The organism is Stenomitos frigidus ULC18 (genome assembly GCF_003003795.1).
Classification (GTDB): domain Bacteria; phylum Cyanobacteriota; class Cyanobacteriia; order Leptolyngbyales; family Leptolyngbyaceae; genus Stenomitos; species Stenomitos frigidus_A.
Genome location: NZ_PVWK01000142.1, coordinates 11,810 through 23,432 on the forward strand (window position 1 = coordinate 11,810; position 11,623 = coordinate 23,432).

The 11,623-nt window shown below is 50.7% G+C and carries 11 protein-coding genes; 8 read left to right on the forward strand and 3 right to left on the reverse strand.

Annotated elements, in window-relative coordinates:
- Positions 1-672: 672 nt before the first annotated feature.
- The 3 genes from C7B82_RS26175 to C7B82_RS26185 all read left to right on the forward strand — a co-directional run bounded on the left by C7B82_RS26175 (position 673) and on the right by C7B82_RS26185 (position 5,662).
- Positions 673-1,299, forward strand: coding sequence for a hypothetical protein (locus tag C7B82_RS26175; protein WP_339375207.1), 627 nt, complete (start codon positions 673-675; stop codon positions 1,297-1,299).
- A 69-nt stretch (positions 1,300-1,368) separates the two neighbouring features.
- Positions 1,369-2,166: an ABC transporter ATP-binding protein gene (locus tag C7B82_RS26180; protein WP_245940101.1), complete on the forward strand. Its 798-nt coding sequence runs from the start codon at positions 1,369-1,371 to the stop codon at positions 2,164-2,166.
- A gap of 331 nt (positions 2,167-2,497) precedes the next feature.
- Positions 2,498-5,662, forward strand: coding sequence for a hybrid sensor histidine kinase/response regulator (locus C7B82_RS26185; RefSeq protein ID WP_181357700.1), 3,165 nt, complete (start codon positions 2,498-2,500; stop codon positions 5,660-5,662).
- Between the two features lie 60 nt (positions 5,663-5,722).
- On the opposite strand, the gene C7B82_RS26190 is transcribed toward C7B82_RS26185, so the two are convergent.
- Positions 5,723-6,409 (reverse strand): urease accessory protein UreF, encoded by a 687-nt coding sequence (locus tag C7B82_RS26190; RefSeq protein ID WP_106259707.1) that lies wholly within the window; start codon positions 6,407-6,409, stop codon positions 5,723-5,725.
- A 21-nt stretch (positions 6,410-6,430) separates the two neighbouring features.
- Positions 6,431-6,901: an urease accessory protein UreE gene (ureE, locus tag C7B82_RS26195; RefSeq protein WP_245940102.1), complete on the reverse strand. Its 471-nt coding sequence runs from the start codon at positions 6,899-6,901 to the stop codon at positions 6,431-6,433.
- 399 nt (positions 6,902-7,300) lie between these two features.
- Here ureE and C7B82_RS26200 point away from each other — a divergent pair, with 399 nt between their 5' ends.
- The gene (locus tag C7B82_RS26200) at positions 7,301-7,861 is read left to right on the forward strand and encodes a helix-turn-helix transcriptional regulator (protein WP_106259709.1); all 561 of its coding nucleotides are present in this window, start codon (positions 7,301-7,303) and stop codon (positions 7,859-7,861) included.
- Between the two features lie 86 nt (positions 7,862-7,947).
- Here C7B82_RS26200 and C7B82_RS26205 read toward each other — a convergent pair whose 3' ends face one another.
- A complete protein-coding gene (locus C7B82_RS26205; RefSeq protein ID WP_245940103.1) occupies positions 7,948-8,574 on the reverse strand; it encodes a helix-turn-helix domain-containing protein in 627 nt (208 codons plus the stop codon).
- Positions 8,575-8,767: 193 nt separating this feature from the next.
- Between C7B82_RS26205 and purU the strand changes: the two genes are divergently transcribed.
- From purU to C7B82_RS26225, 4 genes are read left to right on the forward strand one after another with little or no spacing between them, the layout of a single operon-like run.
- Positions 8,768-9,628 carry a formyltetrahydrofolate deformylase gene (purU, locus tag C7B82_RS26210; RefSeq protein WP_106259710.1) on the forward strand — a complete coding sequence of 287 codons (861 nt, stop codon included), beginning with the start codon at positions 8,768-8,770 and terminating at the stop codon, positions 9,626-9,628.
- Positions 9,629-9,652: 24 nt separating this feature from the next.
- On the forward strand, positions 9,653-10,894 hold the full coding sequence (locus C7B82_RS26215; protein WP_106259712.1) for an FAD-dependent oxidoreductase: 1,242 nt from the start codon (positions 9,653-9,655) through the stop codon (positions 10,892-10,894).
- Between the two features lie 42 nt (positions 10,895-10,936).
- Positions 10,937-11,239, forward strand: a complete 303-nt coding sequence (locus C7B82_RS26220; RefSeq protein ID WP_106259713.1) for an antibiotic biosynthesis monooxygenase family protein — start codon at positions 10,937-10,939, stop codon at positions 11,237-11,239.
- A 33-nt stretch (positions 11,240-11,272) separates the two neighbouring features.
- Positions 11,273-11,602, forward strand: a complete 330-nt coding sequence (locus tag C7B82_RS26225; RefSeq protein ID WP_106259934.1) for a low molecular weight protein tyrosine phosphatase family protein — start codon at positions 11,273-11,275, stop codon at positions 11,600-11,602.
- Positions 11,603-11,623: the final 21 nt, after the last annotated feature.

Sequence of the window (11,623 nt, forward strand, 5' to 3'; positions counted from 1 at the left end):
ACAACTGCGGTTCATACGCTTCTCTAAAGGCATTCTACTTTTCTAGGCAGCGCTTCTTCAATTTTTCCGATTTGTCCCTTTATGAGATTTTTTGAGCCGTCTGTTGCCTGCCTATTCTTTGTTGAAGTCGCTTCATCGGCTTGCGATAAGGGGCTTTTTAAGGGTGAAAAAGCCGTGGAAGATATAAATGACTACATCGGTTGAATGCGTATCAGTCTTGAGAGAACTTCTCAACTAATTGATCTAAAGGACTCGTTTCTAGTGAGATGAGTGCTGCTATCTTTGTAAAATTAAATTATACAATTGCTTCTCGATCATGATAAAGCGATGGGTTTTTTCAGCAAGTCTTTTGTTCTTAAACGCCAATTGACACCTTGCTTGTTGGAAAATGTTAGAAAATATACTGACAGTAAGCGCTAAAAGGATACGTTCCTACGGTGGCGGTTTTTCTCGATGTATCAATGCTGTGTTGATAGGATGCTAGCTTTTAACGCTTACTGTACTGAGTGGCGATCGTATTTATGAGGCTCAGTGTTATTTGGCTACCATGTGTGACAAGTGCGAGCGCAATTACAAGCAATCGCAGTCTAGGTCATGACTGGCGTATAGCCATATTTGAGTTGGTGCTTCAAGGCAAAAACCTGTAAATTGAAGGAAACGTTGAGGTGTATTGTGGAACGGGATCAGCCAGATCAAAGCGTGACGGCAGATGGTTCTTTGTCAGATGGCGATCGGTCGTTGCCGTCTGCTGCGACTGAACCTTCTGTCTTTAAGCTTGCGCCGCTCATTCGGCTGACGCTCTTACTGCTATATCTGGCTTTGACGCTACCGCTGCCCTTCTTAGCCGCTATGACAGCCTCTGTGATTCCATCACCTTTACTGTGGACGGGGATTGGGCTAGGTGGAGTGCTGCTATACGCAGCGCTGACCGAACGGGTGGTGCTAGATAGTCATGGTATACAGGTTCGGTATGCGGGTTGGGTGCCACCCGTTTTTCGTCGAGGGTGGACGCTGGCGTGGTCAGAGGTGACCGCATTGAAGCCACGCTCTACCGGACAAGGTGGCCTTGTTTATTACTTTCTGAGTCGCTCTGGGCAGGCGTATCTTTTGCCGATGCGGGTTGCTGGGTTTAACCGCATGGTCAAGTGTGTGCAGGCAGAGACCACTATTGACATGACTGATGTGCGCCCGCTTTCGCAACCGTGGATGTACTTTATTTTGCTGGGGTGTACGGTATTACTGCTGGCGATCGATCTATGGACGGTTGGAGCCGCTCTGAGTCAAACGATAAAAGTTTGACGGGAGATTTGTCACCTGCATTTCCTGATCGATCAATTGAACAAGCGCTTTGGGAGTAGAAACCTGACTTTGCATCCGTCCAAACCTGCCCAAATTCGCGTTGAGCGGGTTAGTCTCACACCCAGAATGCTGCTATCTGGTAAGACTCGTGCTGATGAGCGCTTAGCGGCAGATGTTCACTATTTATTGAGGGAGCTTTCGTTTGAGGTGTTTCGGGGCGATCGCATTGCTCTTGTTGGTGCGTCAGGTGCAGGTAAAACATCTTTGCTGCGGCTGTTAAATCGCTTGAGTGAACCGACGGGTGGCGTGATTTATTTAGACAATCAGCCACTGCCTCAAATACCCGCAGTGGCATTACGGCAGCAGGTTGCTTTGGTGCTACAAGAATCAAAGCTATTGGGCATGACGGTGCAACAAGCGCTTGCATACCCTTTAACGCTACGACACCTAGACAAAAGGGCAATTCAAGACCGCATTCAGAAATGGAGCGATCGGCTCCATCTACCATCCGATTGGCTGGAGCGTACAGAGCTACAGCTTTCGGTTGGGCAACGACAGTGGGTCGCGATCGTCCGTGCTCTGGTTGCGGAACCTAAGGTGCTGCTTTTAGACGAACCAACCGCCTCTTTAGACATGGGTCGTAGTGACTTACTGTTGAAGGTGCTGAGCGACGTCGCTCAAGTGGATGGTACGACTGTCATCATGGCTAACCATCAACTGGAACTGGCAGAGCAATGGTGCGATCGGGTGCTGCATCTTGAACAAGGCCAGCTGCGACAAGATCTGACGGCACAGCAGCTGGACTGGCAGGCACTCAAACAAACGCTAGTGGCAGCAGAAACCCAGCAGTCGGAGGAATGGGATTGAGTCCAATACTTCTTGGTTCATGACTGTTGTACGGACTCCAACAGAAACCTGCTTTTTCCTATCATCGCTTTTTCCTATCATCACAACTGGAATGTACAGGTCTGTTAAGCGCCTTAGGAGTGATGTACGGCTGCAAGCTACTCTAACCTTAGATAGAAAAATGCTAAAAAGGCGTATTTCATTTGCGTCTTTAGTATCAGGCTGGTAAATTTTGTCTATTGAAACTCCGAGGCTGCCCATTGAGCAAGATTGTAAAGCCAGTAAGGCTCATCCGTGAAGTAGGTTGATGATGCGTGCAATGAGAGTAAACGTTCCCTTCAAAACTTTCATCATGCGCTCACATGTGCTTCCTTATGGCGTTGCGGCACTGGCAGTAACTATTGCCTTGATCTTGACGCATTTGTTGTATGCGTTGCTCAATCCGCTTATCTACTCCTTTTTTTATGCGGCTGTTGCCGTGAGTGCCTGGCGGGGTGGGTTGAAACCAGGCTTGCTGGCGATCGCTCTCTCTACGCTCTATAGTCTTTTCTTCCTGGTCGCACCGCTCTATTCCTTTCGGATTACCAGCATCAGACACCTGGTACAGTTGCTCACATTTTTGCTGGTGTCGTTGCTCATTACCGTGCTTTGTACCCAGTTGCAGGCGGCCAAGCGCCGATCTGACCATAGCTTGAAGTTGCTGCGCGATAGCGAAAGGCGCTTTAGCCGTTTGTCAGAAGCGAATGTGATTGGCATCATCACGGTTGACTTGAAGGGTGCGATCGTGGAAGCCAATGATGCTTTTCTGTCGATGCTGGGCTATACGCAGGAAGAACTTCGCGCTGGTCGCCTTAACTGGCATGCGCTGATTCCATCTGATCAGCTAGAAGTGCATGAGCGATCGATGTATGCATTGAGAACCACGAAGGTCAGTACGCCCTTTGAAACGGCTTACAACCGCAAAGATGGCACCTGCATTCCGGTTCTGGTGGGCTCGGCTCTGGTCAATGAGACGACTGTCAGTAGTTTCATCCTCGATATCAGCGCACAGCAAGCGGCACTGCGTGAACGGAAACAAGCTGAAGCCGCCCTGCTTGAAGTGAACGCCCGTTTGGAGCAACACGGTACTGAGCTCGCGGTGACTAATGAAGAGCTAGAAACGACCCTGGAAGAACTGAGAATTGCTGAAGAAGAATTGCTGCGGCAAAATGAACGGCTGAGAACGGAGCAGCAACGGTATCAGGATTTGTTTGATTTCGCGCCGGATGGCTACCTGGTAACAGATACAGCGGGAATTATTCAGGAAGCCAATCAGGCGGTGACAACCGATCTTGCGGCTGGTTTAGTGGGTCAGCCTCTGTTCAACTTTATCGCCACCCAAGATCTTGAAGTGTTTCGCGATCGGTTCAATCAGCTAACCGAACCGCTTCCAGTGCCCCAGACGCAGGTATGGGTAATGCAGCTGCAACCGCGGCAGCAGCAGCCTTTCCCGGCTGAGCTAACGGTACGGCGTGTGTATGATTTCACAGGCGGCGTTTCTAGCGTGCGCTGGCTCATTCGCGATATTACAGAGCGCAAACGGGCCGAAGCGAAACTGCGTGAAAGTGAAAGTTTGTATCGGACGATCGGAGAAACCCTGGACTACGGCATTTGGGTTTGTGACCCTGATGGGCGGAATGTTTACGCCAGTGATTCGTTCCTTCAACTGGTTGGCTTAACCCAGGCACAATGCTCTGAGTCTGGCTGGGGGCATGTGCTGCATCCTGATGATGCGGAGCGAACGATCGCAGCCTGGACGGAATGTGTGCGCACAGAAGGCACCTGGGATATTGAACACCGTTTCCGAGGGGTTGATGGCAATTGGCATCCCATTTTGGCGCGGGGTATGCCAGTCAGGAATAGCGACGGTGCTATCATTGCCTGGGCAGGTATCAATCTTGATATCAGCCGACAAAAACAAGCAGAAGTTGCCTTACGGCAAAGTGAAGAGCGCTATCGCTATTTAGCGGAATTGATTCCGCAATTAGTGTGGACGGCTAGTACCGAAGGCGCACTCCTTGACGTCAATCAACGCTGGCTAGACTTTACAGGGCTGACCTACACCCAGGCTCAGACTGACGACTGGCAAGCGATCGTCTATCCCGATGATATCCCCACTCTGAGTGAACACTGGCAGGCAGCCCAAGCCTCCGGCACCTATTACCGTGCAGAAGGGCGCATGCGACGCAGCGATGGTGTGTTTCGCTGGCACCTGCATCAGGCGGTGCCTTTAAAGAATGAACAGGGTCAGGTGCTGAAATGGTTTGGTACCGCGACTGATATTGACGATCAAAAGCGCCTGGAGCAGCAACGCGCTCGCATTCTCCAGCAGGAACAAGTGGCCCGTGAAGCCGCTGAAAATGCAAACCGCATCAAAGATGAGTTTTTGGCCGTGCTGTCACACGAGTTACGATCGCCCCTCAACCCCATTCTGGGTTGGTCGCGCTTACTTCAGACCCGCAAGCTGGACGAGGCTCAAACGACAGAAGCGCTGAAAACCATTGAACGGAATGCCAGATTGCAAGCCGAGTTAATTGAAGACCTGTTAGATGTCTCTCGGATTTTGCAGGGCAAGCTTAGCCTGAATGTCGCCCCGGTGGTTTTGACGACGATTATTCAAGCGGCGATCGAAACTGTGCGTCTGGCAGCAGAGGCCAAAGCCATTCAGATCGAGACACAGCTTGAACCCGATGTAAGACTCGTTGCAGGTGATGCAAATCGCTTGCAACAGGTGGTCTGGAACCTCCTCTCTAACGCCGTTAAATTTACACCGACCGAGGGACGGGTAGACATCCGTTTAGAGCAGCTAGATTCTCAAGCTCAGATTACAGTCGCCGATACTGGTAAAGGCATTTCACCCGACTTTCTGCCCTACGTGTTTGATTATTTCCGGCAAGCAGAAGGGGCGACGACTCGATCGGTGGGTGGGTTGGGCTTAGGGTTGGCGATCGTGCGTCAATTAGTTGAATTGCACGGCGGCACGATTTGTGCAGAGAGTCCTGGCGAAGGCCACGGCGCAACGTTCACCGTCAGGCTGCCGCTCATGCCGACTCAAGCAAGTAACCAACCAGCCCTCTCGCCTTCTGAGACTTGTCCTGACCTCAATGGGGTCAATGTTTTAGTCGTTGATGATGATGCCGATGCACGAGTCTTGACGACGTTTCTCTTAGAACAGCATGGAGCCACGGTAACAGCCGTTGCCTCGGCAGAAGAAGCGTTTACTGCCGTCACTCAGATGAAGCCAGATGTGCTGGTCAGCGATATTGGGATGCCAACGGTCGATGGTTATATGTTGCTGCGACAGGTGAGAACCTTACCGCTCGACCAGGGTGGGCATACGCCTGCGATCGCGCTGACGGCCTATGCGGGAGAAACGGATTATCAGCGATCGCTCGACGCTGGCTTCCAAAAGCATCTTGCCAAGCCTATAGACCCAACCGTACTGGTGAACGCGATCGCCAGCTTGATTCAGCGGTGAAGAGAATGCATAAGCTGTCTTTTGCTGAGCCAAATAAAGTTTGCTAAACCCGCCCCTACATTAGCTGCGAAATAGTCTACTGTACTGGGTTTCGTGCTTCATACTCGCCAGCGACAGCCCCCAACTGCAGCTTGTTAAGTCTTCGTCTGGCAGTGTCAAGATCGCCTCAGCTGCGTGTTGGATGACGGGTTGAAGGTGCAACAGCAGTTGTTGTCCTGCTGTTTGCCCTAGCGGAATGAGCTTGACACCCGCATTGACTAAGTTCATGGCCCAGCTATGCAAATAGCCCAGCATGGCTGGCTGCAGATCGATTTGCCAATGAGCCGCTGCAAGGGCAAACGCGATCGCAAAGTGACAGCCCTCTTGTTGCAAAAAGGCATATGGCTCCTCTAGCAGGTGCAAATCGTGCAACAGCCGTACGAGCGATCGACCCATCTGCAAACTTTGTAGCCGCAATTCTTCCGTTTCCCGTGCCGCTGACAGCCAGTGGTTCCAGTCGCTCACGGTCTGCCATTCACCGGCTTGATGGGCTCTGTAAGCTCTGACCATAATCGCTGCTTCAACGCGAATCGCCCCCCACTGCAACTCTTGTACCATCCACGTTTCCAGTGCGTTGCGATCGTCAAGGTTGCTAGCTTCAACCAGCGCTTCAATGCCTTCAGAGTAGCTATAAGCCCCCACTGGCAAAGCCGGACTCGCTAACTGTAGTAAATGCAGGAGTGCAAAAGGTTCAATTTTGTCCTTCATCTTTGTCTCTTAGGAACTTTTTTAATGACTATGCCCATACGCTCCTGTTTCGGGTTGAAACGGCTGTACTTCTTCAACGACCTGCAGCCCTCGATGCTCTAGCATGTCGCGTAGAACGGGATCGGGAGACAACCGTAAGTAGGTTGGTTGAATCTCTAGCGGGACATGGCGGTTGCCCAAATGATAAACCGCTTGCAGGAGTTGCAGTGCAGCCTCAGCCCGTACGGTGAGAACGGGTTCTGGTTTGGCAAGCACCCGCACCACTAAACCCTCTTCAGATTGCAATAAATCACCATCACGCAGCACTGTCCCTCTTGGTAATTGAAGGTACACGGGTTGCCCTTCTGTGCTGCCAAAGTGGTGACGCGATCGCGTCCGCTCATCTGCTGTCAATGCCAATGTTAAAGCCGCTGTCGTTTCTGAAGCTGCCGTTAAGCGTTGCGTAAGTGTTGTGATCACGGCTCCAACTGGAATCTTAATGTATTCATGCACAGCAAGAGTTTAATGCATTCAAGTAGCTTTGCTAAAGCCATAACAATCTTTTCCGGAATGATGTAATTTTTTGAGGGATCTAAATACGTTCGTATGCTCACCCGTGCTTGACCCGGTGTGAGCATACATCAGGTTGCTGAGACAGCGGTTTTGGCTGACTCAGCATTGAGTGCAAGCATTTCAGGCTCTATCGACCAAACTATGCGAAATCAGACGAAATTACGAGGAAAAGCTTGCTAGATAAGAGTTTGAAGTCCTTTCCGATTAACAAGAATGTCTTTGTGGCTGAGATCCTTTACTGGCAAGGGTTTCAAGCTAATTGAGACCTAAATCAGCATAATAGGAACGATAGAGCCGCATTTCACCAAGCGTTCATTCAGCCTCACTGGACAGACACCAATGCACACGGTAACTTCTACCCTTAAACAACCTTCGTTGCTTCAAGCTTTACTGGAAGGGTTTATTGACGGCGTACTGATACTGACTGATCAGGGGGAGTGGATCCATGCAAACGATCGCGCTCGTCGCATTTGTAACCAACTGACTCAAGGTCTGGCTCAGCCCGATCGCGTACCGCAAGAAATCTGGCGGACGTGTCAAGGCTTAATCGGTAGCCTCAAGCGCTATCCACAGACTGCTGTGACGTTCGAGGATGAGATTATCACTGGCAAAACAGTGTCTTATCGTATCCGCGCACAATGGTTGAATTTAGAGCTGTGGCAACATCCCTGCCTACTCATCACGCTAGAGGATCAGGTTCAATCGATACAGAGTACGGCGATCGCTGAAGGGCAGCAGTATCAGTTGACGCCGCGCGAACTAGATGTCTGGCTGCGCTATCGCGCTAGCTACACCTATAAAGAGATTGCAACAGAGCTGTATATCACCCACAACACAGTGAAGAAACACATGAAAAATATTTTCGCTAAACGACAGATGGCGATCGCGATCGCAGACTAGCAATCGGCTTTCCATGCGGTTGTTCTTTGTCCAATTGGATGTGGGTCCAATGCAGCGATCGTGGCTGTAGGGGGCATTGCCCTGTCCTACGCATCCGTAGGCAGCATTGAATAGTAAATAATGGCAAGGAAGCGAATGGGTAAGGTAATCAGCTTTTCGGGGCCGTGAGGAATATCGCCGCGAAAGGTCAGAGAATCGCCCGGTTCCAGCAGATAGGTGGATTGCCCGTGACGATATTCGATCGCGCCTTCCAGCATATAAATGAACTCCGTACCGGGATGCTCAAAGGTGGGAAACACTTCGGAGGCATCATCCATTGTGATCAGGAAGGGCTCGAAGAGTTTTGTGGGTCCCTGATCGTATGCCAACAGATGATAGGTGTGACCGCGTTTGGTGCCCCGACGCACCACTTCCATCCCTTCACCCTGTTTGACCAGTTGGGCACTCCCAGCAGGGATGTTGTAGTTGCGAAACAGCGTTGCCAATGACACGCCTAGCGCACTGGCGAGTTTAGCCAACGTTTCTAGACTGGTTGCGGTTTGCGCATTTTCGATCTTGGACAACATGCCACGCGAAATGCCGACCTGTTCAGATACTTCGGCGATCGTCAATCCATGCCGCTGTCGCAAGTCACGAATAGTGTTGCCCACATAGCGCTCTAATGTATGGTCAGAGACAGTTTGCTCAGGCTTCCCTGTCATTGCATCTGCCATCGTTTACCTCAATGGGACTGACGCAGAAACCGTGTTTCTGTCATGGAAAGACGCCGTAAGCATCCAGGTTGCATCCACAAACCTGGATGCTCTCAAACATCCTTTTTTGGATAATAGCAGGAATTTTAGTTGACATATATGAATCAAAACGGGATGATAAGCACTGAAGTTGCCTCAACGGAACGGGAATCCGATGTCTTCTGTTCGACGCTATACTTTGACCCTTTCGTGCCCCGATCGCGTGGGTATTGTGGCAGCCGTGAGCACCTTTGTTGCCAATCATCAGGGGTGGATTGTCGAAGCGCAGCACCACGCCGATCAGGTAGTCCAACGGTTTTTTATGCGGCAAGAAATTCTCGCCGATTCGCTTCCCTTTGGCATTGAGACGTTTCGGGAGCAGTTTGCGCCGATCGCCGAGTCCTTTCAGATGGATTGGAAAATTACCGATTCGGCACAGAAAAAGCGAGTAGTCATTCTGGTCTCGAAACTAGAGCATTGCTTGTATGACGTGCTGGCTCGGTGGCAAAGTGGCGAACTGGATGTGGAAATTCCCTGCGTTATTTCTAATCATGATGTCTTTCGTAAGTTTGTGGAGTGGCATGACATTCCCTTTCACTATGTACCCGTGACGCCGGCAACTAAGGCAGACGCGTTTGCTAAAGTGATACATTTGTTTGAGCGTGTCGAGGGAGATGTGATGGTGTTGGCGCGGTATATGCAGGTGTTGTCGCCAGAGATGTGCGATCACTATTCTGGACGCATTATTAACATCCATCATTCCTTTTTGCCGTCGTTTGTGGGTGCGAAACCATACCATCAGGCGTATGAACGAGGCGTGAAATTAACGGGTGCAACCTGTCACTACGTCACGGCAGATCTTGATGCAGGGCCCATCATTGAGCAGGATGTGATTCGCATTGACCACTCTGATTCTGTTGAAGATTTGGTGCGTTATGGCAAAGATATTGAGAAAACGGTTCTGGCAAGAGGCTTGCGTTATCACGTTGAAGATCGCGTGCTGGTGCATGGCAACAAGACCGTCGTGTTTCGTTAGATTGTATTTTGATCAGAAAAAGCCATGCCCTTGCGTCTGCTGAAATTTGGTTTTTCTAACAAGTACCCGGAACCCCGGATGTTTCGGCAACCCGATCGCCTCAAGTCGAGCTATGACGCGGTGATCATCGGTGCGGGTGGGCATGGACTTGCCGCAGCCTACTATCTGGCGCGCGATCATGGGATGCATAACGTTGCCGTACTGGAAAAAGGCTACATCGGTGGTGGCAATACGGGGCGCAACACGACGATCATTCGCTCCAACTACCTTACACCTGAAGGCGTAAAGTTCTACGATGAATCGGTGCGTCTCTGGCAGGACTTAGCGCAGGATTTCGACCTGAATTTATTTTATTCCACACGGGGACACTTTACGCTGGCACATACCGATGCCTCGGTGCGAACCATGCGCTGGCGATCGGAGGTCAACAAGCACTTTGGCATTGATAGCGAACTGGTCGATGCCGATGCCGTGCAAGAAGCCTGTCCACACATGGATATTACCTGTGGTGGACAGGCTCCCATTCTAGGCGCACTCTATCATGCGCCGGGAAGCATTGCTCGTCATGATGCAGTGGCTTGGGGCTATGGGCGTGGAGCCGATCAACGCGGTGTGGAAATCCATCAACAAACAGAGGTCTTAGGCATCACTGTGGAATCTGGTCGAGTGACAGGTGTGGAAACGTCACGGGGTAAGATTTCTACGTCACGAGTGTTATGCGCGGTGGCTGGATCAACCCCCCGGTTGCTGGACATGGTGGGGCTGCGATCGCCTCTCTACATCCATCCCCTGCAAGCAATGGTCAGCGAACCAATGAAAGCATGGCTTGATCCCATCATTGTTTCGGGTAGTCTCCATGTCTACGTCAGCCAAACGGCGCGGGGAGAACTGGTGATGGGTGCGTCGCTTGACCCCTATGAATTGCATTCCACCCGATCAACTCTCGATTTTGTGGAAGGCTTAGCGGCTCACATGCTGGAACTCTTTCCCTTCCTGTCGCACGTCAAGGTAGTGCGGCAATGGGCGGGTATGGCAGACATGACTCCAGACTTTGCGCCCATTATGGGAAAAACCGCGATCGACGGCTTCTATCTCGACTCTGGTTGGGGCACCTGGGGTTTCAAAGCAACCCCTGTTGCCGGTAAGACGATGGCCTCTACGGTAGCGAACGATCGCAATCATGAGTTGATTGAGGACTTTTCCCTCGATCGCTTCGCTAACTATGCCCTGGTTGGTGAAAAGGGTGCAGCATCGGTAGGACATTGATTGGGGGAGTGGGGAGTGGGGAGTCGGAATTGAGGAGGGTTTATGGTGCTTGAGGTGGCGATGTTGATGGTCAAAAGTGGTCTGGAGCAGGCGTTTGAAACCTCGTTCCGGCAAGCATCTTTCTTGATAGCATCCATGCCGGGGTATGACTCTCATGAACTCCATCAATGCCTTGAAGTGCCCGGAAAATATTTACTGTTGGTGCGATGGCAGGCATTGGAAGATCATACGATTGGCTTTCGGGAATCACCCACTTATCAAAAATGGAAACAGCTTCTCCATCACTTTTATGAACCTTTTCCAGTGGTCGAGCATTTTACAGAAGTCCTTAGTTGGAAGCGGTAGGGGTGAAGGATTCCGGTAAATGTGATGGAGCTTATGAAGAAATTGCTCTTTGTGTGCGGCAAAAATCATCTACGTAGCCCGACCGCTGAAATGCTTTTCTCGCGCTATGAGGGTTTAGAGGTTGCATCGGCAGGAATCGATCGGGATGCAGACACACCACTATCTAACGAAGCAATCCAATGGGCAGATATTATCTTTGTGATGGAGAACGTACACCGAAGTAAGCTCTCAAAAAAGTTTCAGCGTCATCTCAATGGTAAACGAATCGTTTGTTTGGATATTCGTGATGAGTATGAGTATATGGAACCAGCTTTGGTAGAACTCCTTGAGAGAAAAGTATTGCCGCTGTTAGGCACCTTTTAGCATTGAGAAAAACGACCTGTG

Coding starts and splice junctions, on each gene's coding strand:
- C7B82_RS26190 (WP_106259707.1), bottom strand. CDS start 6,409: ATGAAGGACAAAATTGAACCTTTTGCACTCCTGCATTTACTACAGTTA.
- C7B82_RS26220 (WP_106259713.1), top strand. CDS start 10,937: ATGGTGCTTGAGGTGGCGATGTTGATGGTCAAAAGTGGTCTGGAGCAG.
- C7B82_RS26225 (WP_106259934.1), top strand. CDS start 11,273: ATGAAGAAATTGCTCTTTGTGTGCGGCAAAAATCATCTACGTAGCCCG.
- C7B82_RS26205 (WP_245940103.1), bottom strand. CDS start 8,574: ATGGCAGATGCAATGACAGGGAAGCCTGAGCAAACTGTCTCTGACCAT.
- C7B82_RS26215 (WP_106259712.1), top strand. CDS start 9,653: ATGCCCTTGCGTCTGCTGAAATTTGGTTTTTCTAACAAGTACCCGGAA.
- C7B82_RS26200 (WP_106259709.1), top strand. CDS start 7,301: ATGCACACGGTAACTTCTACCCTTAAACAACCTTCGTTGCTTCAAGCT.
- purU (WP_106259710.1), top strand. CDS start 8,768: ATGTCTTCTGTTCGACGCTATACTTTGACCCTTTCGTGCCCCGATCGC.
- C7B82_RS26185 (WP_181357700.1), top strand. CDS start 2,498: ATGCGCTCACATGTGCTTCCTTATGGCGTTGCGGCACTGGCAGTAACT.